At 39.2% G+C, this 24,365-nt stretch carries 22 protein-coding genes; 17 read left to right on the top strand and 5 right to left on the bottom strand.

All coding sequences use genetic code 11. From position 1 onward, the window contains the following. Positions 1–1,418 (top strand): LPXTG cell wall anchor domain-containing protein (locus tag O3650_RS02375; protein WP_371491494.1); only part of this gene is annotated, 1,418 nt, incomplete at its 5' end. 113 nt (positions 1,419–1,531) lie between these two features. Here the strand turns inward: O3650_RS02375 and O3650_RS02370 are convergent. Beyond that, positions 1,532–3,628 (bottom strand): GH92 family glycosyl hydrolase, encoded by a 2,097-nt coding sequence (locus tag O3650_RS02370; protein WP_219967169.1) that lies wholly within the window; start codon positions 3,626–3,628, stop codon positions 1,532–1,534. 170 nt (positions 3,629–3,798) lie between these two features. On the opposite strand from O3650_RS02370, the gene O3650_RS02365 reads away from it, so the two are divergent. From O3650_RS02365 to O3650_RS02335, 7 genes are all read left to right on the top strand, one after another. Beyond that, on the top strand, positions 3,799–5,079 hold the full coding sequence (locus O3650_RS02365; RefSeq protein ID WP_371491493.1) for a glycoside hydrolase family 125 protein: 1,281 nt from the start codon (positions 3,799–3,801) through the stop codon (positions 5,077–5,079). Between the two features lie 98 nt (positions 5,080–5,177). After that, the gene (locus tag O3650_RS02360) at positions 5,178–7,823 is read left to right on the top strand and encodes an alpha-mannosidase (protein WP_265528697.1); all 2,646 of its coding nucleotides are present in this window, start codon (positions 5,178–5,180) and stop codon (positions 7,821–7,823) included. A gap of 83 nt (positions 7,824–7,906) precedes the next feature. Next, on the top strand, positions 7,907–8,776 hold the full coding sequence (locus O3650_RS02355; protein ID WP_203175706.1) for an ROK family protein: 870 nt from the start codon (positions 7,907–7,909) through the stop codon (positions 8,774–8,776). Beyond that, the gene (locus O3650_RS02350) at positions 8,770–10,650 is read left to right on the top strand and encodes a beta-N-acetylhexosaminidase (RefSeq protein ID WP_261013056.1); all 1,881 of its coding nucleotides are present in this window, start codon (positions 8,770–8,772) and stop codon (positions 10,648–10,650) included. Before O3650_RS02355 ends, O3650_RS02350 begins: the two co-directional genes overlap by 7 nt. Before the next feature lie 208 nt (positions 10,651–10,858). Continuing rightward, positions 10,859–11,788: a sugar ABC transporter permease gene (locus O3650_RS02345; protein ID WP_261041488.1), complete on the top strand. Its 930-nt coding sequence runs from the start codon at positions 10,859–10,861 to the stop codon at positions 11,786–11,788. A gap of 13 nt (positions 11,789–11,801) precedes the next feature. Further along, positions 11,802–12,725: a carbohydrate ABC transporter permease gene (locus tag O3650_RS02340; RefSeq protein WP_371491490.1), complete on the top strand. Its 924-nt coding sequence runs from the start codon at positions 11,802–11,804 to the stop codon at positions 12,723–12,725. Between the two features lie 103 nt (positions 12,726–12,828). Beyond that, positions 12,829–14,307, top strand: coding sequence for an ABC transporter substrate-binding protein (locus O3650_RS02335; protein ID WP_203175702.1), 1,479 nt, complete (start codon positions 12,829–12,831; stop codon positions 14,305–14,307). 272 nt (positions 14,308–14,579) lie between these two features. Here O3650_RS02335 and O3650_RS02330 read toward each other — a convergent pair whose 3' ends face one another. Beyond that, positions 14,580–14,966, bottom strand: a complete 387-nt coding sequence (locus tag O3650_RS02330; protein ID WP_238393783.1) for a hypothetical protein — start codon at positions 14,964–14,966, stop codon at positions 14,580–14,582. Positions 14,967–15,149: 183 nt separating this feature from the next. Between O3650_RS02330 and O3650_RS02325 the strand changes: the two genes are divergently transcribed. The 3 genes from O3650_RS02325 to O3650_RS02315 are packed head-to-tail and all read left to right on the top strand — an operon-like array spanning position 15,150 to position 17,581. Beyond that, positions 15,150–15,497, top strand: coding sequence for a LytTR family DNA-binding domain-containing protein (locus O3650_RS02325; protein ID WP_112444768.1), 348 nt, complete (start codon positions 15,150–15,152; stop codon positions 15,495–15,497). Further along, on the top strand, positions 15,494–16,243 hold the full coding sequence (locus tag O3650_RS02320; RefSeq protein ID WP_203175700.1) for a response regulator transcription factor: 750 nt from the start codon (positions 15,494–15,496) through the stop codon (positions 16,241–16,243). Before O3650_RS02325 ends, O3650_RS02320 begins: the two co-directional genes overlap by 4 nt. Before the next feature lie 3 nt (positions 16,244–16,246). Beyond that, entirely contained in the window at positions 16,247–17,581 is a 1,335-nt protein-coding gene (locus O3650_RS02315; RefSeq protein WP_203175699.1) for a sensor histidine kinase, read from the top strand. Between the two features lie 106 nt (positions 17,582–17,687). On the opposite strand, the gene blpC is transcribed toward O3650_RS02315, so the two are convergent. From blpC to blpA, 3 genes are read right to left on the bottom strand one after another with little or no spacing between them, the layout of a single operon-like run. Beyond that, the gene (gene blpC / locus O3650_RS02310) at positions 17,688–17,828 is read right to left on the bottom strand and encodes a quorum-sensing system pheromone BlpC (RefSeq protein ID WP_173283254.1); all 141 of its coding nucleotides are present in this window, start codon (positions 17,826–17,828) and stop codon (positions 17,688–17,690) included. A 56-nt stretch (positions 17,829–17,884) separates the two neighbouring features. Then, on the bottom strand, positions 17,885–19,246 hold the full coding sequence (locus tag O3650_RS02305; RefSeq protein ID WP_261074465.1) for a bacteriocin secretion accessory protein: 1,362 nt from the start codon (positions 19,244–19,246) through the stop codon (positions 17,885–17,887). Positions 19,247–19,256: 10 nt separating this feature from the next. After that, positions 19,257–21,410 carry a peptide cleavage/export ABC transporter BlpA gene (gene blpA / locus O3650_RS02300; protein WP_371491486.1) on the bottom strand — a complete coding sequence of 718 codons (2,154 nt, stop codon included), beginning with the start codon at positions 21,408–21,410 and terminating at the stop codon, positions 19,257–19,259. Positions 21,411–21,717: 307 nt separating this feature from the next. On the opposite strand from blpA, the gene O3650_RS02295 reads away from it, so the two are divergent. The 6 genes from O3650_RS02295 to O3650_RS02270 all read left to right on the top strand — a co-directional run bounded on the left by O3650_RS02295 (position 21,718) and on the right by O3650_RS02270 (position 24,261). After that, positions 21,718–21,945, top strand: a complete 228-nt coding sequence (locus O3650_RS02295) for a Blp family class II bacteriocin (RefSeq protein ID WP_203175696.1) — start codon at positions 21,718–21,720, stop codon at positions 21,943–21,945. A gap of 35 nt (positions 21,946–21,980) precedes the next feature. Next, a complete protein-coding gene (locus O3650_RS02290) occupies positions 21,981–22,355 on the top strand; it encodes an immunity protein (RefSeq protein WP_203175695.1) in 375 nt (124 codons plus the stop codon). A 5-nt stretch (positions 22,356–22,360) separates the two neighbouring features. Continuing rightward, on the top strand, positions 22,361–22,579 hold the full coding sequence (locus O3650_RS02285) for a hypothetical protein (protein ID WP_203175694.1): 219 nt from the start codon (positions 22,361–22,363) through the stop codon (positions 22,577–22,579). Positions 22,580–22,658: 79 nt separating this feature from the next. Continuing rightward, positions 22,659–22,868: an immunity protein BlpZ gene (gene blpZ, locus O3650_RS02280; RefSeq protein WP_203175692.1), complete on the top strand. Its 210-nt coding sequence runs from the start codon at positions 22,659–22,661 to the stop codon at positions 22,866–22,868. 351 nt (positions 22,869–23,219) lie between these two features. Next, positions 23,220–23,909, top strand: coding sequence for a CPBP family intramembrane metalloprotease (locus tag O3650_RS02275; protein ID WP_261053889.1), 690 nt, complete (start codon positions 23,220–23,222; stop codon positions 23,907–23,909). 55 nt (positions 23,910–23,964) lie between these two features. Further along, positions 23,965–24,261 (top strand): bacteriocin immunity protein, encoded by a 297-nt coding sequence (locus O3650_RS02270; protein WP_153192731.1) that lies wholly within the window; start codon positions 23,965–23,967, stop codon positions 24,259–24,261. Positions 24,262–24,365: the final 104 nt, after the last annotated feature.

Raw genomic sequence — 24,365 nt, 5'->3', positions numbered from 1 at the left:
CTAAAGTGGAAGTTAAAGATCCAGCTAACTTAACAGATGCTGAGAAGAAAGCGATCGAAAACAAAGTTAAAGCAGTAAATCCAGGATCTAAAGTTGTAGTAGACGATAAAGGAAACGCAACAGTAACAACACCAGAAGGTAAAACAGCAACAATTCCAGCAACAGATTTAACTAAGTCAGCAGTAGATGCAGGTAAAGAAAACGCAGGAAATGGTGCAAACACACCAGCAACTAAGACAGTAGTTAAGGATCCAGCTAACTTAACAGATGAAGAAAAAGCAAAAGTTAAGAAAGCAGTAGAGGATGTAAACCCAGGATCAACTGTAGTAGTAAATGATAAAGGTGATGTAATCGTTACTAAAGGTGATGGAACAGTATTAGTAATCCCAGAACTTGACTTAGTAATTCCAGAAGATAAATTAACTGACCCAACTCAACAAAATGGTGTAAATACACCAGCAACTAGAGTGTTAGTTGGAGATAAAGCTAAATTAACAGCTGATGAAATTGAAAAAGTTAAAGAATCAATTAAAGCAGTCAACCCAGGATCAACTGTAGTAGTAGACGAAAACGGAAATGCGACAGTAACAACTCCAGAAGGTAAGACAGCAACAATTCCAGCAGCTCAATTAGTTAAAGATGCTAAAGATGTTGCAGCTAAGAACAATGGTGAAAACATCAACGTTGACTTCGAAAAAGAAACAGTAGCAGACTTCAATAACTTAACAGATGCAGAAAAAGAAGCTGCAAAAGCTAAGATTAAAGGAGCAAATGCTGATGTAGTAGAAGTTATCTTCGACAAAGCAGGAAACGCAACTGTAATTACTAAAGATGGTAAAGTTTACACAATCGTAGCTAAAGATATCTTTAAACAACGTCCATATGTACCATCAAATGGTGGAGGCAATAACAGTGGTAACGGTAACGGAACTTCTGGCAATAACGCAGCTAATAACACTGATGCAAAAGTGAATAAAGCTAAGTTAGAAGGTGCTATCCATCAATTAGATGAATTGATCATCAAAGAATCAGCTAAGTTTGATGCAGAAACTGCAAAAGAAGCGAATGCATTATCAGCAGATGCTAAGAAAGTATTTGCTAATGCAGACGCAAGTCAAGCAGAAGTGGATGCAATGGTTAAACGTATCGAAGACTTCATGGCGAAAGTTGCTTCATCAACTGATCATGCAACTCCAGCTAACGACCAAGCTGCTCAAAAACCAGCTGTAGCTCCAGCTACTACTCAAGCAGCAGCTAATGCTAGCCAAGAAGCAGCAACAAACGCGCGTAAAGCAGCTAAAGAATTGCCAAATACAGGTACAGCAGATTCTACTGTAGCTATGGTAGCAGCTGCCGCAAGTGCATTACTTGGTCTTGGTCTTGCAGGCCGTCGTCGTAAAGAAGACGAAGAAGCTTAATTGGTAGATTGTTTGATAAACATCAGATGATAAGTCCGATTTTCAAAGCTTAAACAAGTACCTCTCATAAGAAAATCTCCTAGCAGGAAAGCCTGCTAGGAGATTTTTGTATTTCAGGAAGTGAACGGCTGACTTGGTAACCAGCTGAGGGTGAAGGTTAGCTGATCAGCTTTTAGGAGGTCTTGGTGTTGAATAGTTGATACTAGGGTTGTGTCCAGTCGGCATTCTTTGACAAAGTTAAAATGGCTGTGGTTTTGCTTAGTATGAATATCTAGCCATTTATTTTCTTTAGCGAGATAGATTCGGAGGTGGTCAAAGAGAGGGATTCCGAGATCATAGCTTGGTTTTCCTGGACAGGTCGGATAAAAACCGAGAGCTGACCAGATGTACCAGGCCGAGAGACTGCCATTGTCTTCATCACCAGGATAGGCTTCCCAACTTGGGTGAAAAGCTTTCTGACGGAGCGTCTTGATAAGAAGGGCAGTGTAGTCAGGGTAGTTGCTGTAACGGAATAGATAAGGAATGTGGAAGCTAGGTTGGTTAGAAATGGCGAGTTGTCCAAAAGGAGCAGTAGCCATTTCGCTCATTTCGTGAATCTCGTAACCATAGCCTGTTGTCTCAAAGAGGGGAGCATCTTGACAGGTTTTCAAAAGATAGTTGCTGAAGGCTTCTTTTCCCCCCATAAGTTGGATTAAATCTGGGATGTCGTGGAGAACGCCTAAAGTTGCTTGGATGGCAGAACATTCGGCATAATCACGTCCCCAACTATAGGGAGAGAAGTCAGGGCGGAAGTTGCCTTGATTGTCTCGCGCTCGCATGTAACCTGTCTCAGCATCAAATAGATGGCGGTAATTTTGAGATGCAGTCCTATAGGTTTCCGCGATGTCATTCTGACCAAGTTTTTCGGCACAGCTGGCGATACAAAAGTCACTATAGGCGTAGTCTAGGGTATGGCTAACACTTTCGTGGTGGTCGGTAGAGAGGTAGCCCAGTTCTTGGTATTGGGCTAGTCCGTGGCGACCATTGATGCCGAGAGGATCGGACTTGGTGGCTGTTTCAAGCATGGCTTGGAGGAATTCTACTTCTAGGTCAGGAGCCATGTCCTTGCAGGCGCTATCTGCGATAATACCGTCTAAAAGTGTACCGGGCATCATACCCCGTTCATCTGGAGCCAGCCATTTTGGAAGAAAACCAGTATCGTGGTAGCTATTGAGGAAACCTTCTAAAAAGCGGTGGTAGTGTTCCGGTATGATAAGGGAAAAGAGGGGGAAGGTGGTGCGGAAGGTATCCCAGAAACCATTGTTGCTAAAGAGGACACCAGGCTTGACAGTGCCAGTAGCCAGATCCATGTGGATGGCTTGCCCTGATTCATCAATCTCATAAAAAGTCTGTGGGAAGAGGAAGAGTCTGTAAAGGCAGTGATCAAAGAAGGTTCGGTTAGCCTCTCCTGTCTCTATAATGTCAAAACGATGGAGGAGATTTTCCCAATCCGCTTGGGCACTTGATTTGCAGCTATCAAAATCTTCTTGAGGTAGATTAAGCAGTGCTTGAGAAGGTGAGATGAAAGAAGTGGCTAGTTGAATTTCAGCATGGCTATCTGCCAGGTCAATTCGCCAGTCTCCACCTTCTTGGCTGATAGCAAGGATATCCGTATTCATTTTCAGGGATGTGAACAGTATCAGTGGATTTTTGTTGGTTTCAGTTTTTCCTTCTTGTCGCAGGGCAAGATTCCCCTTATCTACTTGCTCTACTGTCAGTTCATCTGCTGCGTGAAGATAGAGGGAGAGGGCTTTGCCTTGTTTTTGCTCCAAACGAATAGAAGCACCGTAGCAAGTCGGTGTAAGCTGGCTTTCAATCTGATAGCGCAGGGAGAAAATTTTCAGATAATGAGGTTGGAAAGAGGCCTTATCCATATCATAGGAAGACTGACGATGGAAGAGGCTGTCTCCACCTAGCTGGCCTGTGATAGGTGTTAGAAGGAGCCAAGAGTAGTCACCAATCCAAGGACTGGGCTGGTGGGTTAATCGAATCCCCTGAAAGATAGGCAGATGCGGATCGAAAAACCAAGAGCCCTCCTGGTCACTGGTCTGGGGTACAAAGTAGTTCATCCCAAAAGGCACGCCTGTGTATGGCAGGGTATTTCCCCGAGAAAAGGCATGCTTGCTGGCAGTTCCAAAGCGGGTATCGATGGTTTCAAGTAGTGGTTTCATAGTCTTTCCTTTAGCTGTTTTTCTACATTATATCAGAAAAAGAGAACCTATAGAAAAGGAGTTTCAAAGATAACTATTTTGTAGAAAAATGACTATCATTTGTGTATGTATTTTCTGTATCAAAAGCTATATACTGAAAATGAAACTTGTTTGAAAGAGGATACTGCACGATGATTTATTCAAAAGAAATTGTTAGAGAATGGCTAGATGAAGTAGCAGAGCGGGCTAAGGACCATCCAGAGTGGGTGGATGTCTTTGAGCGTTGCTATACAGATACCTTGGACAATACGGTTGAAATCCTAGAAGATGGTTCCACTTTTGTCTTGACAGGGGATATTCCTGCAATGTGGCTTCGGGATTCGACAGCCCAACTCAGACCCTACCTTCATGTGGCTAAAAGAGATTCCCTCCTGCGTCAGACCATTGCAGGTTTAGTCAAGCGTCAGATGACCTTGATTCTCAAGGATCCTTATGCCAACTCCTTCAACATTGAGGAAAACTGGAAGGGGCACCACGAGACCGACCACACCGACCTTAATGGCTGGATTTGGGAACGTAAGTATGAGGTGGACTCGCTTTGCTATCCTTTGCAGTTGGCTTATCTCCTCTGGAAAGAGACTGGCGAGATTAGTCAGTTTGATGAGACTTTTGTCGCAGCGACTAAGGAAATCCTCAATCTGTGGACGGTAGAACAAGACCACAAGAACTCTCCTTATCGTTTTGTCCGAGATACGGACCGCAAGGAAGACACTTTGGTAAATGATGGCTTTGGACCTGATTTTGCAGTGACAGGTATGACTTGGTCAGCCTTTCGTCCGAGTGATGATTGCTGTCAGTATAGTTACTTGATTCCGTCAAATATGTTTGCTGTAGTAGTCTTGGGTTATGTGCAAGAGATCTTCGCAGAACTAGACCTAGCTGATAGCGAGAGTATTATTGCTGATGCTAAGCGTCTCCAGTATGAGATTCAAGAAGGCATTGAAAATTACGCCTACACCACTAATAGCAAGGGTGAAAAGATTTACGCCTTTGAAGTGGATGGTCTAGGAAATGCCAGCATCATGGATGATCCAAACGTACCAAGTTTGTTGGCTGCGCCTTATCTGGGCTACTGTTCAGTCGATGATGAAGTTTATCAAGCCACTCGTCGTACCATTCTGAGCCCTGAAAATCCATACTTCTACCAAGGAGAATACGCTAGCGGTCTCGGAAGTTCTCATACCTTCTATCGCTATATCTGGCCAATCGCCCTTTCTATCCAAGGTTTGACAACAAGAGATAAGGCAGAGAAAAAATTCTTGCTGGATCAGCTGGTTTCTTGCGATGGTGGTACAGGTGTTATGCATGAAAGCTTCCACGTAGATGACCCAACTCTCTACTCTCGTGAATGGTTCTCTTGGGCCAACATGATGTTCTGTGAATTGGTCTTGGATTACTTGGATATCCGCTAAGGAACACGCTTTAGCGCAACTGATTCTTGGAAAGAATCACAAATTTACATTTAAAACGTTAACAATAAAAATTTAAATTTAGAATGAGGTTTTACTTCATGGAAAATGTTGTCGTACATATTATCTCACATAGTCACTGGGATCGTGAGTGGTACTTGCCTTTTGAAAGCCACCGTATGCAGTTGGTGGAACTATTTGACAATCTCTTCGATCTCTTTGAAAATGACCCTGAGTTCAAGAGCTTCCACTTGGATGGTCAAACCATTGTCCTTGACGACTACTTGGAGATTCGCCCTGAAAATCGTGACAAAGTTCAACGCTACATTGACGAAGGAAAATTGAAGATTGGTCCTTTTTACATCTTGCAAGATGATTATTTGATTTCAAGTGAAGCCAATGTCCGAAATACCTTGATTGGTCAAGCAGAATGTGCAAAATGGGGCAAATCAACCCAGATTGGTTACTTTCCAGATACCTTTGGAAATATGGGACAAGCGCCTCAAATTCTTCAAAAATCAGGCATTCATGTGGCAGCTTTTGGTCGTGGTGTGAAGCCGATTGGATTTGACAACCAAGTCCTCGAAGATGAGCAGTTTACTTCTCAGTTTTCAGAAATGTATTGGCAGGGTGCGGACGGAAGTCGTGTCCTCGGGATTCTCTTTGCCAACTGGTACAGTAATGGGAATGAAATTCCAGTTGATAAAGACGAGGCCTTGACCTTCTGGAAACAAAAACTGGCAGACGTGCGTGACTATGCTTCAACCAACCAGTGGTTGATGATGAACGGCTGTGACCATCAACCTGTGCAGAAAAATTTGGGTGAAGCCATTCGTGTGGCAAATGAACTCTTCCCAGATGTAACCTTTGTTCATAGTTCTTTTGATGAATATGTCCAAGCCGTGGAAAGTGCCCTACCAGAGCAATTATCAACGGTTACAGGTGAGTTGACCAGTCAGGAAACAGACGGCTGGTACACACTTGCCAACACTTCTTCATCTCGTATTTATCTCAAACAAGCCTTCCAAGAAAATAGCAACCTCCTAGAGCAAGTTGTAGAACCCTTGACAATTATCACTGGGGGCCACAACCACAAGGACCAGTTGACCTATGCTTGGAAAACACTTTTGCAGAATGCGCCCCATGATAGTATCTGTGGCTGTAGCGTGGATGAAGTTCACCGCGAGATGGAGACACGTTTTGCCAAGGTCAATCAAGTCGGAAACTTTGTTAAGAGCAATCTTCTTAACGAGTGGAAGGGTAAAATTGCTACGGCTAAGGCTCAAAGTGACTATCTCTTTACTGTCATTAACACAGGCCTGCATGATAAGGTCGATACTGTCAGCACAGTGATTGATGTTGCGACTTGTGATTTCAAGGAATTGCACCCAACAGAAGGTTACAAGAAGATGGCTGCTCTTACCTTGCCAAGTTACCGTGTGGAGGACTTGGATGGGCGTCCTGTAGAGGCTAAAATCGAAGACCTTGGGGCTAATTTTGAGTACGATTTACCAAAAGACAAGTTCCGCCAAGCTCGTATCGCTCGACAAGTGCGCGTGACTATTCCAGTTCACCTAGCGCCGCTTTCTTGGACAACTTTCCAATTGCTAGAAGGAGAACAAGAACACCGCGACGGTATTTACCAAAACGGAGTGATTGATACGCCATTTGTAACGGTGAGTGTGGATGACAATATCACAGTTTATGACAAGACAACTCACGAAGCCTATGAAGACTTTATCCGCTTCGAAGACCGTGGTGACATAGGAAACGAGTATATCTATTTCCAACCAAAAGGAACAGAGCCAATCTATGCAGAGCTTAAGGGCTACGAGGTCTTGGAAAACACAGCTCGCTACGCTAAGATTTTGCTCAAACATGAATTGACTGTGCCTGTCAGTGCAGATGAAAAGCTAGAAGAAGAGCAAAAAGGTATCATCGAGTTTATGAAGCGTGAAGCTGGACGGTCAGAAGAATTGACAAGTATTCATCTTGAAACTGAGATGACTATCTTCGTTGATAATCCACAAATCCGTTGCAAGACCCGCTTTACCAACACTGCCAAAGACCACCGTATCCGTCTCTTGGTCAAGACTCACAACACGCGTCCAAGCAATGATTCTGAAAGCATCTATGAGGTAGTGACACGACCAAACAAACCAGCAGCTTCATGGGAAAATCCTGAAAATCCTCAACACCAACAAGCCTTTGTCAGTCTGTATGACGATGAAAAAGGGGTGACTGTATCTAACAAGGGATTGAATGAATACGAAATCCTTGGAGACGACACCATTGCAGTGACTATTTTGCGTGCATCAGGTGAGTTAGGTGACTGGGGTTATTTCCCAACACCAGAAGCACAATGCTTGCGTGAGTTTGAAGTCGAGTTTGCGCTTGAATGCCACCAAGCCCAAGAACGCTTCTCAGCCTATCGTCGTGCTAAAGCCTTGCAGACACCATTTACTAGCCTTCAGCTTGCTAAACAAGAAGGAAGCGTGGCTGCGACTGGTAGCCTCTTGAGCCATTCTGTTCTCAGCATACCGCAAATCTGTCCAACAGCCTTTAAGGTAGCTGAAAATGAAGAAGGCTATGTTCTTCGCTACTACAATATGTGTAGTGAAAATGTACGTGTACCAGAAAGTCAACATCTCTTCCTTGACCTGCTGGAACGACCATATCCAGTTCATTCAGGACTATTGGCTCCACAAGAAATTCGTACAGAATTGATTCAAAAAGAAGAAATCTAATTTCAAAAAGTAAACATAAAAAGAAAGGAGGGGCGAAAAGGTAAGAACTAACTGCTGATTCGCCCCTTTTTATGGTAAAAACAATGACTATTGCAACGATTGATATCGGAGGGACTGGGATTAAGTTTGCCAGTCTGACTCCTGATGGGAAAATACTAGATAAGACAAGCATTCCAACGCCAGAAAGTTTGGAGGACTTACTAGCTTGGCTAGATCAACGTTTGTCAGAACAGGATTATAGTGGGATTGCTATGAGCGTTCCAGGCGCGGTCAATCAAGAGACAGGTGTGATTGATGGCTTCAGTGCAGTACCCTACATTCACGGATTTTCTTGGTATGAGGCGCTTAGCTCTTATCAGATTCCTATCCATCTGGAAAATGATGCCAACTGCGTTGGACTTAGTGAATTGCTAGCTCATCCAGAACTTGAAAATGCAGCCTGTGTCGTGATTGGGACAGGGATTGGCGGAGCTATGATTATCAATGGCAGACTTCATCGAGGTCGCCACGGTCTGGGTGGAGAATTTGGCTACATGACAACTCTTGCCCCTGCGGAAAAGCTCAACAACTGGTCGCAACTAGCGTCAACTGGGAATATGGTACGCTACGTGATTGAAAAATCTGGTCAGACTGATTGGGACGGTCGCAAGATTTACCAAGAGGCCGAAGCAGGAAATGCCCTTTGTCAAGAAGCCATTGAGCGCATGAACCGTAATCTGGCGCAAGGCTTGCTCAATATTCAGTATCTCATCGACCCAGATGTCATCAGTCTGGGAGGCTCTATCAGTCAAAATCCAGATTTTATTCAAGGTGTCAAGAAGGCTGTTGAAGACTTTGTCGAGAACTACGAAGAATACACGGTGGCACCAGTTATCCAAGCCTGCACCTATCATGCAGATGCCAATCTCTACGGAGCCCTTGTCAACTGGTTACAGGAGGAAAATCAATGGTAAGATTTACAGGACTTAGTGATAAACAAGCGCAAGCTATTGAAGTATTAAAAAATCACATTTCTCTGCCAGATGTAGAGGTAGCAGTCGCTCAGTCTGACCAAGCCTCTATCTCTATCAAGGGTGAGGGTGGTCACTATCAATTGACCTATCGCAAACCTCACCAACTTTATCGTGCCTTGTCTTTGTTAGCAACAGCTCTAGCAGAAGGTGACAAGGTAGAGATTGAAGAACAAGCGGCTTATGAAGATTTAGCCTACATGGCTGACTGTTCTCGAAATGCAGTTTTGAATGTAGCCTCCGCCAAGCAGATGATTGAGGTCTTGGCGCTCATGGGCTATTCAACCTTTGAACTATACATGGAAGACACCTACCAGATTGAGGGGCAACCTTATTTTGGCTATTTCCGTGGTGCCTATTCGGCTGAGGAATTGCAGGAAATCGAAGCCTATGCCCAGCAGTTTGACATGACCTTTGTGCCATGTATCCAGACCTTGGCCCACTTGTCTGCCTTCGTTAAATGGGGTGTCAAGGAAGTGCAGGAGCTCCGTGATGTGGAGGATATCCTCCTTATCGGCGAAGAAAAGGTTTATGACCTGATTGATGGCATGTTTGCTACCCTATCTAAACTGAAGACTCGCAAGGTCAATATTGGGATGGACGAAGCCCACTTGGTTGGTTTGGGACGCTACTTGATTCTGAACGGTGTTGTGGATCGTAGTCTCCTCATGTGCCAACACTTGGAGCGCGTGCTAGATATTGCTGACAAATATGGTTTCCACTGCCAGATGTGGAGCGATATGTTCTTTAAACTTATGTCAGCAGATGGTCAGTACGACCGTGACGTGGAAATTCCAGAGGAAACGCGTGTCTACCTCGACCGTCTCAAAGATCGTGTGACCTTGGTTTACTGGGACTATTATCAGGATAGCGAGGAAAAATACAATCGCAACTTCCGCAATCATCATAAGATTAGCCATGACCTTGCCTTTGCAGGGGGAGCTTGGAAGTGGATTGGTTTCACACCCAATAACCATTTCAGCCGTCTCATCGCTCTTGAAGCCAATAAAGCCTGCCGTGCCAATGATATCAAAGAAGTTATCGTGACGGGTTGGGGGGACAATGGTGGCGAGACAGCTCAGTTTTCTATCCTACCAAGCTTGCAAATCTGGGCAGAACTCTGCTACCGCAATGACCTAGACCGTTTGTCTGCTCACTTCCAGACCAATACAGGTCTATCGGTTGAGGATTTTATGCAGATTGACCTTGCCAACCTTTTACCAGACCTACCAGGCAATCTCAGTGGCATCAACCCTAACCGCTATGTCTTTTATCAGGATGTTCTTTGTCCAATTCTTGACCAGCACATGACACCTGAACAAGACAAGCCCCACTTCGCTCAGGCAGCTGAGACGCTTGCTGACATTAAAGAAAAAGCTGGAAACTATGCTTATCTCTTTGAAACTCAGGCCCAGTTGAATGCTATTTTAAGTAGCAAAGTGGATGTGGGACGACGCATTCGTCAAGCCTATCAAGCGGATGATAAGGAAAGTCTGCAAGAAATTGCCAGACAAGAATTACCAGAACTCAGAAGCCGAATTGAAGACTTCCATGCCCTCTTTAGCCATCAATGGTTGAAGGAAAACAAGGTCTTTGGCTTGGATACAGTTGACATCCGTATGGGAGGACTCTTGCAACGCATCAAGCGAGCAGAAAGCCGTATCGAGGCTTATCTGGCTGGTCAGCTTGACCGCATCGACGAGCTGGAAGTGGAAATCCTGCCATTTAACGACTTCTACGCAGACAAGGGCTTCGCAGCCACAACAGCCAACCAGTGGCATACTATTGCGACAGCTTCAACCATTTATACGACATAAAAAACAAGAACATTGTATCTTATACAGGGTGTTTCGCGTGAAACATCTCTTTCTTCAAAAGTACTCCACATAAAATAATTTGTGGAGTTTTTTCTATAATTAGTAGTTTAACCTAACCTGCAAATAGGAGTATACTAATAATGTAATCGTTATCAAAAGTCTAAAAAGGAATTTTTAGATGGATATCAAAATAAAAAGGGAGGAAATTATGAATAAGTTTTCAAAAACCTTGAGAGACAACTGGATCTTTCTCTTGATGGTTTTGCCAGGGGCACTCTGGTTGATTCTATTCTTCTACATTCCAGTATTTGGGAACGTGGTTGCCTTCAAAGACTACCACATGACCAGTAATGGTTTCATAGATAGTATCATGAATAGTAAATGGGTCGGACTCGATAATTTCAGATTCTTATTTAGTTCAAGAGACGCCTTTATTATCACACGAAATACTGTCCTCTACAATCTTGGCTTTATTTTTATTGGCTTGATTGTATCAGTAGGGATTGCCATTATCCTCAGTGAGCTCCGTTCTAAGAGAATGGTTAAGATCTTCCAAACTTCTATGTTGTTCCCTTACTTCTTGTCTTGGGTTATCATCAGTTTCTTTACGGATGCCTTCCTAAACATCGACAAAGGCGTGTTCAACCATTTATTGGAAACTCTTGGTCTCAAAGAAATCAATTTCTACGCTGACTTGGGTATCTGGCCATATCTCATACTTTTCCTAGGTATTTGGAAAGGCTTTGGATATAGCAGTGTTATGTACTATGCGACAATCATGGGAATTGATCCAACCTACTACGAAGCAGCGACAGTAGACGGAGCCAGCAAATGGCAACGAATTCGCAATGTAACCATTCCGCAGTTGACACCATTGGTAACCGTATTGACCATCCTTGCAGTCGGAAATATCTTCCGTGCAGACTTCGGTCTCTTCTACCAAATCCCCCACAATGCTGGTCAGCTTTATAACGTAACCAACGTCTTGGACGTATATGTTTATAATGGTTTGACTCAGACAGCGGATATCGGGATGGCTTCAGCGGCAGGTCTCTACCAATCAGTTGTCGGTTTGATTCTGGTTATCCTATCAAACTTACTTGCAAGACGAGTTGATCCAAACTCAGCCTTGTTCTAGAAAGGAGGAGAATATGGCAGAAAAGAAAATTAAAAAAGAAAAAATTGATAATGTCGGCATTCACTCCTTCAGTAAGAAAGCAGATATCTTCTTCAGTATTATTTCTGGTTTGATCGCCCTCTCTTGTATCCTACCCTTCATATTTGTTATTGTTATCTCTGTGACAGATGAAAAGAGTATCCTCCAAAATGGATATAGCTTCTTCCCATCCCAATTTGGCTTAGACGGTTTTGAGTTCTTGGCACAGTTTAAGGATAAAATCCTCCAAGCCCTCTTCATCTCAGTCTTTGTAACAGTGGTGGGGACTATCACAAACGTTTTTATCACAACAACCTATGCCTACGCCATCTCACGGACAACCTTTAAGTATCGCAGATTCTTTACAATCTTTGCCCTTCTTAGTATGTTGTTTAATGCTGGTTTGGTACCGGGCTATATCGTGGTCACTCGTTTACTTCAACTTGGTGATACAGTTTGGGCCTTGATTGTTCCAATGCTTCTCTCACCATTTAACATCATCTTGATGCGTTCCTTCTTCAAGAAGACTATCCCAGAAGCCATTCTTGAGTCCGCTCGTATCGATGGTGCCAGTGAAGCACGGATCTTCTTCCAAATCTGTTTGCCATTGTCATTACCAGGTATCGCAACCATCACGCTCTTGACAGCTCTTGGTTTCTGGAATGACTGGTTCAACGCCCTTCTTTATATCAAGAGTGATAACTTGTATCCATTGCAATATTTGCTCATGCAAATCCAACAAAATATGGACTACATCGCCAAAGCAGTCGGCCTTTCAGGTCAACTGGGAGTTGCTCTACCGAAAGAAACAGGCCGTATGGCCATGGTTGTGGTCGCAACCCTTCCAATCGCAATCTTGTATCCATTCTTCCAACGCTACTTTGTAAAAGGTTTGACTATCGGTGGTGTGAAAGAATAGTGCTTGTTGAGAAAAAATATTTCTCATTTCCAAACTTCCCTTGCGTGAAGTTAAGATCATTACATTGTTTATAAGTTTAAAAATAAAAAAAGGAGTTTTTGTCATGAAAAACTGGAAAAAATATGCTTTTGCATCTGCTAGTGTAGTCGCTTTGGCTGCTGGTCTCGCTGCTTGTGGAAACCTTTCAGGTAACAAGAAAGCTGCTGACTCAGCTTCAGGTGATAAGACTGTTATCAAAATGTACCAAATCGGTGACAAACCAGATAACTTAGATGAATTGCTAGAAAATGCTAACAAAATCATCGGTGAAAAAGTTGGTGCTAAATTGGATATCCAATATCTTGGATGGGGTGACTATGATAAGAAAATGTCAGTTATCACATCATCTGGTGAAAACTACGATATCGCCTTTGCATCTAACTATGTTGTAAATGCTCAAAAAGGTGCTTATGCTGACTTGACTGATTTGTATAAGAAAGAAGGGGCAGAGCTTTATAAAGCACTTGACCCAGCTTACATCAAAGGTAACAGCATTAACGGTAAAATTTACGCAGTTCCAGTTGCAGCCAACGTTGCATCATCTCAAAACTTCGCCTTCAACGGAACTCTTCTTGCTAAATACGGTATCGATATTTCAGGTGTCACTTCATACGAAACACTTGAGCCAGTCTTGAAACAAATCAAAGAAAAAGCTCCAGATGTAGTGCCATTTGCGGTTACTAAGAACTTCATCCCATCTGATAACTTTGACTACCCAGTTCCAAATGGACTTCCATTCGTTATCGACCTTGAAGGGGACACTACTAAGATCGTAAACCGTTACGATGTGCCTCGCTTTAAAGAACACTTGAAGACTCTTCACAAATTCTATGAAGCTGGATACATTCCAAAAGACGTAGCAACAAGCGATACTTCATTTGACCTTCAACAAGATACTTGGTTCGTTCGTGAAGAAACAGTAGGACCAGCTGACTACGGTAATAGCTTGCTTTCACGTGTTGCAAACAAAGATATCCAAATCAAACCAATCACTAACTTCATCAAGAAAAACCAAACAACACAAGTTGCTAACTTTGTCATCTCAAACAACTCTAAGAACAAAGAAAAATCAATGGAAGTGTTGAACCTCTTGAACACTAACCCAGAACTTTTGAACGGTCTTGTTTACGGTCCAGAAGGCAAGAACTGGGAAAAACTTGCAGGTAAAGAAAACCGTGTTAAAGTCCTTGATGGCTACAAAGGAAACACTCACATGGGTGGATGGAACACTGGTAACAACTGGATTCTTTACATCAACGAAAACGTTACAGACCAACAAATCGAAGATTCTAAGAAACAATTAGCTGAAGCTAAAGAATCTCCAGCACTTGGATTCATCTTTAACACTGACAATGTGAAATCTGAAATCTCAGCAATCTCTAACACAATGCAACAATTCGATACAGCTATCAACACTGGTACTGTAGACCCAGACAAAGCTATTCCAGAATTGATGGAAAAATTGAAATCTGAAGGTGCTTACGATAAAGTATTGAACGAAATGCAAAAACAATACGATGAATTCTTGAAAAACAAAAAATAATCAGCTAAATTGATTTCGTGTATTCATTCCTAATTCCTAAAAATTGAATCACTGTTTTCCTCAGGCTTATCTGGGGGAGGCAGTGATTTTTAATTTTCAAAGAACAGTATTTGTGTAGTTAATGGACTGATTTAGGTTGTTATGGCTAATCTGATTGATTACGTAAAAGTTGTTTTTTAAAGATATAGTAGATTGAATCTAGAATAATACGCCATGACTGCTGAAATATTTCTAGAAAGTAATTTGACTTTCCTAATCGATTTGTTCATATCTTATTTCAATCTATTATAAATACCATCTAAATATGAGTGAATTTCTTGTCGTATAGATTGTAAAGAATGATTTCTAGCTGTATCAATGACACCGAATATTTTGTAATGACTACGGAAAAGTTTATCATAATCAATGTAACTTCCTATGATGATAATATTGGCAAATTCAGAACGGAGTCGTATATCTTCTATATAAGAATACATTGTATCTGAAGATAAAAACATTGATTTTATGATAAAATAGGTAGTAGTGTTATAGGAATAGATGATACGCCTAGAAGCTATAATTCTCGTTTTTGTTGATATGTTTTCTTTAATATAAGAATTGATATCATTTGTGATGATGTATCCTAATAATGAAAAATGTAGAATTTGAATTGTATCCATATTTATCCTCTTGCTCTATCATATCAAAAACATCCGATAGAAGATATCGAAATCTTAGATTGTATAAATTTTAGCATGAAATGTTGAAAAATAACCATTTATGATAACTCAGATACCTTTTAAGATTTTTTCAATCATAGGATACTAGTTTTGATATGATATAGGAGAGTAAGGAGGAAAAATATGCAAGAATATATTTTAAGCCAAGGTAGAGCAGTTGTTAAAGTGCCTCATTCTAAGGTTTACTATGTGACAACACATCCTACGAAGGCACATGCTGTTATTTTTATTACAGCTGATGGAGTATTTGAGAAGTATATGAGCCTAGCTAGAGTTGAGGAAATGAGTCTGGGTAAATTGTTCAGGTGTCATAGAAAGTTTCTTGTTAACTTATCCAAAGTAATAGGATTGAAGTATGAAACGAAGACCATTTTATTTATGGATGAAAGAGTATCAGATATTATCTGCTCTAGAAGATATTTTAAAACTGTAAAAGAAAGATGGTTAAATACTAAAGGAGACGAGAAATGAATATCTTTATATTAGAGGATGATTTTATACAGCAGACTAGGATGGAAAATCTGGTGTATGATATTCTAGAGAAGAATTGTTGGGAAGTAAAGCACTGTGGTGTTTATGGCAAACCGAATCAATTGTTAGAAGATATGATGGAACGTGGAGGTCATCAACTTTTCTTTTTGGATATTGAAATTAAAAACGATGTTAGAAAAGGGTTAGATATTGCTTTGGAAATCAGAGATAGGGATCCAAATGCAGTCGTTGTCTTTGTAACAACTCATTCAGAATTTATGCCTGTTAGTTTTCAATATCAAGTATCAGCTTTAGATTTTATTGATAAGGAATTACCTGAAAGTGCTTTTAGGGAACGTGTGGAAAAGGCAATCGCTTATGTTCACAAGAATAAACATCAACTAATGACTGAAGATTCTTTTGTGTTTACAAATTCTAAAGCACTTGTTCAGGTTCCGTTTTCGGATTTGCTTTATATAGAAACGTCAATGATTCCTCATAAGCTAGTTCTTTATACTATGAGAGAAAGAATAGAGTTTTACGGTAAAATTTCTGATATATTGAAGCAAGAACCAAGATTGGTTCAGTGTCATCGTTCTTTTATTGTGAATCCTTATAATATCTCCTCAATAGATAAGGAAGAAAAACTAGTCTATTTGAAGAACGGGTCAAGTTGCCTAGTATCTAGGTTAAAAATGAGGGCATTGCTGAATATAGTTAAAGATTTACATGATAGTAAGGAGTAGTAAATGTCTTTTGTGTTAGTATCTTTGAATTTTTACATACTTTTATTTCTTCATGCAAAAATTTATGGCTATCAATTGACTATAAAGAGATCTTTAGAGCTATTGCTTTTCTATTTTTTATTAGAGTTTTTACTTTTCATCTTGATTAAGGTGTTCTATATCTCTGTTGTTATTACAGTACTAGATTATCCCATCTTTTTTATTATCTACACATTGTCGTTGGATAAAAAGAAATACAGTCTGAGATCGACACTTTTTTATGCTCTGTTTCCTATTACATTTTGGTCGATTATCTATGATTTTTTTGTTGATTTTATTATTCCTAATTTTGCTAGTTTAACAGAAATATATGTTTATTACGATGCTACAATTTTCTCAATTTTAGCAAGTCTCCTATCTTTGCTTATAATAAAAGTTTTTCAGTATGATTTTAGCTATTTAAGAAGTAAAGTGTTGGATAAACATCTAGATCAAATAATGAGGCTTACTAATGCTGCAATGTTGGGGTATTTTCTCCTTATTCCATTTATTGGTTACATTAAAAATAGTCTGAATTTATCTGTAAATCATTATCAAGGAGCTATAACTGCAATCTATTTCTTTTTATTTATTTATTTTGTTAATATACTGGACAGAAATGTACGTGAGGAATTGCAAAAAGATTTAGTGCTTCAAAAAGAGATTCAACTTCAAAATCTTAATAGCTATAGTAAACAAGTAGAAGGGCTTTATCAAGAGGTTAGAAGCTTTAGGCATGATTATGCAAATATTTTAACAAGTTTAAAGATAGGGATAGACCGCAAAGATATTGATTTAGTTGCTCAAATTTATGACAGTGTCCTGAAAGATTCGGGGAAAAATTTAAAAGATACAAAATTTGATGTAGTGAGATTGAGAAACATAGAGAATTTATCCTTGAAGAGTTTATTAATCTCAAAATTATCCGAGGCTCAGAGTTTACTAGTGCCAGTTTCTTTGGAAATAGAAAAACCAATTGCTATCAAAAAGATTGAGGAAATTGATTTTTTAACAGTTGTTTCTATATTGTTAGATAACGCGATAGAGGCCGCTACAAGCGCCGCTATCGAGGAACCTCTAAGTGTTTGTTTTTTTGAAGATATGAGAAACAATAAGCAAGTTTTGATTATCCAAAATCCTACTCTAGATAGGGGGATTGATGTTACAAAAATATTTGAGAGAGGAATGTCATCTAAAGGACTGAATAGAGGAGTTGGTTTGTCTAATGTTAATAGTATTTTAACGAAATACCCAAATATCATTCTAAAAACTACAAGTTCTAATTTTAGATTTAAACAAGTCTTAGAGATAGAAGTATAGGTTGGGATGGGTGACTTGTATCTTCTATAATCTTTTCATGATAAAACGCATAGTATCAGTCATTTTGAAATCTGATATTATGCGTTTTTATAATTCTATAGATTTTTTATGGTTTGAAAGTAGTCCGTAATTTTAATGGTGTTGTTATAGTTTCATATAGCTCTTCCCACAATCCTCCACCTGTAACCTGGTTGAGTTCGGTAGTTGTTAGTTCTTGAAATGAAGTTAGGTTTTGCTTCTTATCCATGTTATGATTCTCCTTTTTGATAAGATAATAAATAGTTATAGAGTGTTATCTGAAAATTAATCAGAATGGGTTAAAATTTTATCTTTGAAATAATCAAAATATGTTTTCTTTGCAGTTACACTAGTGACGCGACCTTGTAAGCCGTATTGGATGAGTTTACTATCATTATTAGATAGTTTTGCAAGAGCGGTTAATTTAAAGAGATTTCCTTGCTCTGTTCTGGTAGGAGTTTGATCAATGCTCTGAAGTTGGCCGATGATGGTAATGCCGTGATTTCCAATCTTCTCCAGTTTTAATCTTACAGTTTGTCCTTTATCTAGTAGAGGTAGATAGTCAGAAGATACGTAGTAAGTGATTAGTACTTCTCTTGTGTCTGTGATAACAGGAAATATTTGAGCAATTTCTGTACCAGTTGGAATTCTATTTTTACCTTCAAATTCGCTGTTCAGATGAACGATACCTTTACTTGGAGCGGTTAAGGTATTGTTTTCTAAGCGCTGTGTCGCTTGATCTAGTTGTACTTTTAATTCTGTTAATTGATTCTCCGCGGTTAGTTGTTGCTGTGAGGCTGTTTGTAAAAACTGAGTGCGGAGTACTTCAATTTTAGTTGCTAAACTATTATCATAAGTTGCTACACTTCCGATACCAGCTTGCTGAATTTTGAGGCTTGCGATAGATGATTCAAGACCTGCAATACTTTGATTAATTTGAGATAAAAATGGCTCCTCTGCAGTTCCTTGTGTTTGTCTTTGTGAGGCTACAAGATAACGATTCAAAATTGACTGGTGTGGATTGCCAGTTGGTAAGCGAGCCCTTTTATTTATGATAGCATCACTCAGCTCCTGGTATTCTCCAATTTGTTGTTGAACTTTTGAAATTTCTTGTTCAATAGCTGATGAACTGCTATTGGCAAGATTGGCTTGATTTGAAACCTCAGTGTTAGTCTTTGTGATACCCAGTTCAATATCATGGGATTGTTTAGTAAAATTCATAAAGGTATTATGGTAGCCAAACTCATCCTCGCCAGAAAAAAGATCAGTCGCTTTTTCTAAGCTTTGTTTCAAAATTCCAAGTCCTTCTTTTTGCTTCTCAAGTCTTTGTAATTGAATTTCTAAGGCAGTTTTCTGACTTTCTTCCATTGTTTCAGAGTATTTGATAAGTAAGTCACCTTTTTCAACTACTTGATTTGCCACTAAATGATTAGCAAGGATAGGATTATCACTGGTTGACTGAATGGATGCAATGACACTTGTAGGGGTGATTTCTCCTTGGGAAGTGACAGTAATTTCTTTTGTGGCAACGAGGGAGAAAATCAAGATGAAAGTAAACAGTAATGAAAGAGGTATGATTAATACTGTCGCATAGTTATGGTAACGTCTCTGATAAAACTCGACGCTTCTAAAAAGATTAGGATTCATGACATTCTCCTTATTTATTGAATAGATGATGGTAGAAGCCTTGCGCCTGCATTAACTCTTGATGACTACCAACTTCAATGATTTTCCCCTGGTCAAGAACAATGACACGGTTGGTTCGTTCGGCTATACTGAGACGATGGGCTACAAAGAGAATGGTTTTATCAGTGAGGGACATAAGATTATCTATAACTTTTTTCTCAGTCAAGACATCAAGACCGCTAGTAGCTTCATCTAGTATTAAAACAGGAGATTTAGTTAAAAGAGCACGAGCGAGGGCTATTCGTTGCTTTTGTCCTCCTGATAGACCAGATCCATCAGAGAGCTGAGTTTGATAGCCCATAGGCATTCTTTCAATGTCTTGACGGATTTCAGCTAATTCACAAGCTCTTAGAATATCTTCTTGGCTAATCATATGATTACCTCCCAAAGTTAAGTTTTCCAAAATAGAGCCATTAAAGATATAGGCTTGTTGAGGTAGGTAATTAATATGACGGCGCAAGACTTTTTTATCAATGTTTTTAATATCCTGATGATTGATGGAAATATGTCCTTTGTAGGGTTCAAAGAAATTGACAATCATTTTGGCTAAAGTTGTTTTACCAGAACCACTGACTCCAACTAGGCTAACCTTATCTCCTTGTTTAATCGTGAGATTAATATCTGTTAAGGTATCTCGTCCAAAACCATACTTATAAGAAAGGTCATCAAATTCAATATCGCCCATCAAAAAATGTGAATGAACAGGGTTTTCTTGAACTTGAAATTCAGATTCGACTAGATAGACTTCGTTCAAACGGTTATTAGCGACCTTCGCAGATTGGAGTTTGGTTTGGAGGTTGATAATATTTTCCATAGGAGTTGTAAAGTAAGAAAGAAGTGTGTTAAAGGTAATCAGCTGACCGATAGAAATTTTACTCGACATGACTAATTGAGCGCCAAACCATAGGATAAGGATATTCAGAACTAATTTTGTTCCCTGCTTTAAACTCGTTTGTAAAATAGAATATTTACTGAGCTTAAAGGATTTTTCCAAATAATCTACAAATTCGCTGTCTATATTTTGATAGCGATTTTCTTCACTCGTGAGCGACTTGATAGTTTCAATCCCGTTGATATCTTCGATAATGGCAGAGCTAACCATAGAATTACTTTGCATGACATCATGGTTCATTTTTTCGAAAGGCTTCATAAAAGAAAAGATGATGAACATGTATATAGGAATGGAAATAAGAGAAAGAAGGAAGAGATTAGGGTTTTGTGCCAGTAAGACACCCCCTACAAGAATCAGAATGGAAACATCCAGAAAAAGAGAAAGAATGGTAGAAGCCAAAGCATCTATAATAGAGTTAGCATCTGTGAACCGTGAAATGATTTCTCCTGTACGACGTGTCGCAAAGAAAGACATAGGAAGTTCAAAAATATGGCGAATATAGGATAAAATCACATCAATGCTTAATCTTTGACTCAGAACGGTTAGGAGATAATCTCTGTAGAAGCTCATGACTTGTTGGAGGATATAGGTTATAACCAGACCAACTGAGATGATTCCTAAAGTTGATTTCATCTGATTTGGGATGTATTCATCCAAGATTCCTTGGAGATAATAAGAACCACCGATATTGATAATCGTGACCAATAAGCTTGAGAGAACGATGTAAGCAATGAGAGATTTTTGTTTGAAAATCAGAGGAAGGAAGCTTAGTAGACCATTCTTTTTATCTTTATGGGGTTGATAGCTGGGTTTGGGAGCTAGAAAAATAGCTACTCCAGTCCATTCAGAGAAAAAGCGTTCTTTTGACATTTTGGTGATTTTTACAGAAGGGTCAGGATCACCAATAACCAGATAGTCTTTCTTTGTTTGATAGACAACATAGTAATGTTGGAGTTTTTCTTCTTTGTTAACGTGAACGATAAATGGATAGGGGACATCACTCATGTCAAAGAGAGTTTTATCTGCTTGAACAGGTCTTGTTTCAAAGCCCATTTCATCAGCGGCTTTTACAATGCCAAGAGCAGTCGTCCCTTCTTTATTGGTCTTTGCAAGTTCTCTCAAGTGAGCTAGAGAAAAATCTGAACCATAGAATTTAGCAATCGAGGCTAAGGCAGCAACACCGCAGTCTCTAGCATCTATTTGAGGAACAAATGTACGTTTATAAGAAGTCATTGGCAATTCCTTTCATATAGTGGATAGCTCTATTATGCCAAACTTTGCTAAAAACTTCTTGTTAAATCGTAAATGGTATTTATATTGTCATGAACAGTAATTTTTATTAAGTAAGATTAAGCATTGATTTTTATAGTTGATGATAGTATATATTAGTTTTAGGATTTGATAAAATTTATGAAAAACATTTCGTGATGAAAAAAAGACATTTTATGATTTAAAAAAATGATATTAGTTAATTATGATATATTGATGTTGTCAAGGTTGCAACAAGACAAAAATTAAAAATAAAAAGGAGGTATTCATCATGAATACAAAAACAATGTCACAATTTTCTGTTATGGATAATGAAATGCTTGCTTGCGTTGAAGGTGGAGATAAAGTAGGGGCTGGAGAAGTTGTTCAAGCATTGGGAGTTTGTACAATAGGAGGTGCAGCTCTGGGGAGTGTTATCCCAGTTGTGGGAACTCTTGCTGGAGGGATTTTAGGAGCACAGTTCTGTACAGCAGCTTGGGGAGCTTTGAGGGCAAGTTAAACTTTTATAGATATTAGTAAAAGGAGGTGATTTATATGAGATACAGGTTATTTCTTGTTATTTTCTTGGGTAGCATTTTGGATATTCTTTTAGGGACATTTTTGCAAATCTCTAATGTATCGATTGGGTGGCTTGTTCTCTACAGTGGCTTGTTTGAAGCAGGAGTTTTCCTTCTTACTAATAAAGGTTTGGCGGTAAAGATCAAGGAAGCAGACATTCAAAACCGCTTTAAATTTATTTTTGGAAAAACGGTGTGGTTTCAAATCCTTTTGCTCATCTTTTTAATGGTCAAACTTTATCTTGGTTTGGATGAGAAGATGATTTTATTCTATGGCCATATTTTCATTATTTTTAATGTCTTAATCTATCTTTTATCTACTAGCCAAATTAATTTAACAAAGAAAGTGTGAAAATAATGGGACAATCAGCAAATAATTTCATCATTTTACCTGATGAAAAACTAACAACGATAACAGCTGGTGATAAACAACTTGCAGACAGATTTTTAAGTGGAGTAGGTGGTGCAGTTGAGGGGATTTCGCTTTGTATGGAGACAATCCCTTTCCCAACTCCTCAGATTTATTTGATTTGCGCAGCAGGTGGAGCGGCAGCTTCGTTTTTATGGCCACATTAGAAGATTTAGTTTGCATAGAGAATTATTAATTTGTGTATCTCTTTGAGTTTATACTCTCTATACTGTATAGGAACATATCATGTATAAACACTTATTTTTCCCATATTCAAAAACCTTAGACTGGTTGACACCCTATATTCTAGTCTTGGCTTCTGACACCATTGCCTTTAATGTTTTTGTGCTAACCTTTGTATCTGTTGTAATCTTTTATTTTCTGAATCCCATGCTATCTTTTATGGCTATATTCTTAGGAGCTGGCTATGTGGTCGGATTTTGGTTATTAAAATAGTTTGTTTTAGAGAGATTAGAGGTAAAGGATAACTTGTAGGAAGGCTTACCTAGTGTTTAAGTGGTTACCTTTATGGTAGATTTCAATAAATATTATACCTTATTTTTGGTGTGTAGTATAATAATATTAAATGTAGTTCCTTACATTCATTCCTAAAAACTGAATCACTGTTTTCCTCAGGCTTATCTGGGGGAGGCAGTGATTTTTTGAAATAAAAGCATAGATATATGTGTTTTCTTATCACTATTTAACCATTCAGGAAATCTCAAGTACCATTTAGGATTTGGAGTAAGGATTTAGGAAAATATCGCTTATAGTAGAGATGTCTCGAGTTTACAAAGGAGAGTTCATATGAAAAAGTATCAACTTCTATTCAAAATAAGTGCAGTCTTGTCTTACTTATTTTTCGTATTTGGTCTTTCTCAGCTGACGCTTATTGTTCAAAATTATTGGCAATTTTCTTCCCAGATTGGCAATTTCGTCTGGATTCAAAATCTCTTGAGTCTGCTATTTAGTGGGGTCATGATTTGGATTCTGGTTAAGACAGGTCATGGTTATCTCTTTCGCATTCCAAGAAAAAAATGGCTTTGGTATTCGATTTTGACAATATTAGTGGTAGTGCTCCAGATCTCTTTTAACGTTCAGACAGCTAAACATGTTCAGTCAACTGCTGAAGGTTGGGCTGTATTGATCGGTTATAGTGGGACAAACTTTGCTGAGCTAGGTATCTATATAACTTTGTTCTTTCTGACTCCACTTATGGAAGAGCTAATCTATAGAGGATTACTGCAACACGCCTTTTTTAAGCATTCGAGATTTGGCCTTGATTTGCTTCTTCCGTCAATTTTATTTGCTCTTCCTCATTTTTCAAGCCTGCCTAGTTTGTTAGATATCTTCGTCTTTGCAACATCTGGCATCATCTTTGCTGGTTTGACCCGCTATACCAAGAGTATTTATCCATCCTATGCGGTGCATGTGATCAATAATATTTTCGCAACATTACCATTTTTGCTGACTTTTTTACACAGGGTATTTGGGTAAATACTGACGGGAGAGTTAGGAATGATAGTTTTTCAATTTAAGGAGGAAAATAAGAATGACATCATTAAAATGGTTTGCAGGAGGAAGTGAAAGGCGTTGTGAAGCTATGACTATCATAGACTATCTAGTAGAAGATATAAAGGATGCGCCTCAATTGCCTCCCTTGAAAAATCAATTAGTGATTTATAAAAGACGATTAGAGGACGATGGGACCTCTACCCCATTTATATTGAGTCAAATGAATGTTGACATCTCACGTATGTTAATTGACAATAAGCTGATTCTGTCAGAAAGTCAAGCTGAGCAGATCAAAAAATTGAGAGAGCTATCTGCGATTCGCTATGGTTACTGATGAAGTGCAGGGATAAATCCCTTTCTACAATTTCCAGTCAAATAAATTGCATTCGTTTTCTCAAGCAGGTATACTAGTATAGTTAGATGAAAAATTCTGAAAAT

Source organism: Streptococcus sp. 20925_1_24 (assembly GCF_041432335.1).
Lineage (GTDB): Bacteria > Bacillota > Bacilli > Lactobacillales > Streptococcaceae > Streptococcus > Streptococcus mitis_BM.
Note: the sequence above shows the minus strand (reverse complement) of the source record. Positions and strands in the feature narration are given on the sequence as shown.

Bases quoted from the DNA above. Each gene is read 5' to 3' on its own strand.
- O3650_RS02370 (WP_219967169.1), bottom strand. From the start codon at position 3,628: ATGAAACCACTACTTGAAACCATCGATACCCGCTTTGGAACTGCCAGC.
- O3650_RS02365 (WP_371491493.1), top strand. From the start codon at position 3,799: ATGATTTATTCAAAAGAAATTGTTAGAGAATGGCTAGATGAAGTAGCA.
- O3650_RS02360 (WP_265528697.1), top strand. From the start codon at position 5,178: ATGGAAAATGTTGTCGTACATATTATCTCACATAGTCACTGGGATCGT.
- O3650_RS02355 (WP_203175706.1), top strand. From the start codon at position 7,907: ATGACTATTGCAACGATTGATATCGGAGGGACTGGGATTAAGTTTGCC.
- O3650_RS02350 (WP_261013056.1), top strand. From the start codon at position 8,770: ATGGTAAGATTTACAGGACTTAGTGATAAACAAGCGCAAGCTATTGAA.
- O3650_RS02345 (WP_261041488.1), top strand. From the start codon at position 10,859: ATGAATAAGTTTTCAAAAACCTTGAGAGACAACTGGATCTTTCTCTTG.
- O3650_RS02340 (WP_371491490.1), top strand. From the start codon at position 11,802: ATGGCAGAAAAGAAAATTAAAAAAGAAAAAATTGATAATGTCGGCATT.
- O3650_RS02335 (WP_203175702.1), top strand. From the start codon at position 12,829: ATGAAAAACTGGAAAAAATATGCTTTTGCATCTGCTAGTGTAGTCGCT.
- O3650_RS02330 (WP_238393783.1), bottom strand. From the start codon at position 14,966: ATGGATACAATTCAAATTCTACATTTTTCATTATTAGGATACATCATC.
- O3650_RS02325 (WP_112444768.1), top strand. From the start codon at position 15,150: ATGCAAGAATATATTTTAAGCCAAGGTAGAGCAGTTGTTAAAGTGCCT.
- O3650_RS02320 (WP_203175700.1), top strand. From the start codon at position 15,494: ATGAATATCTTTATATTAGAGGATGATTTTATACAGCAGACTAGGATG.
- O3650_RS02315 (WP_203175699.1), top strand. From the start codon at position 16,247: ATGTCTTTTGTGTTAGTATCTTTGAATTTTTACATACTTTTATTTCTT.
- blpC (WP_173283254.1), bottom strand. From the start codon at position 17,828: ATGGATAAGAAGCAAAACCTAACTTCATTTCAAGAACTAACAACTACC.
- O3650_RS02305 (WP_261074465.1), bottom strand. From the start codon at position 19,246: ATGAATCCTAATCTTTTTAGAAGCGTCGAGTTTTATCAGAGACGTTAC.
- blpA (WP_371491486.1), bottom strand. From the start codon at position 21,410: ATGACTTCTTATAAACGTACATTTGTTCCTCAAATAGATGCTAGAGAC.
- O3650_RS02295 (WP_203175696.1), top strand. From the start codon at position 21,718: ATGAATACAAAAACAATGTCACAATTTTCTGTTATGGATAATGAAATG.
- O3650_RS02290 (WP_203175695.1), top strand. From the start codon at position 21,981: ATGAGATACAGGTTATTTCTTGTTATTTTCTTGGGTAGCATTTTGGAT.
- O3650_RS02285 (WP_203175694.1), top strand. From the start codon at position 22,361: ATGGGACAATCAGCAAATAATTTCATCATTTTACCTGATGAAAAACTA.
- blpZ (WP_203175692.1), top strand. From the start codon at position 22,659: ATGTATAAACACTTATTTTTCCCATATTCAAAAACCTTAGACTGGTTG.
- O3650_RS02275 (WP_261053889.1), top strand. From the start codon at position 23,220: ATGAAAAAGTATCAACTTCTATTCAAAATAAGTGCAGTCTTGTCTTAC.
- O3650_RS02270 (WP_153192731.1), top strand. From the start codon at position 23,965: ATGACATCATTAAAATGGTTTGCAGGAGGAAGTGAAAGGCGTTGTGAA.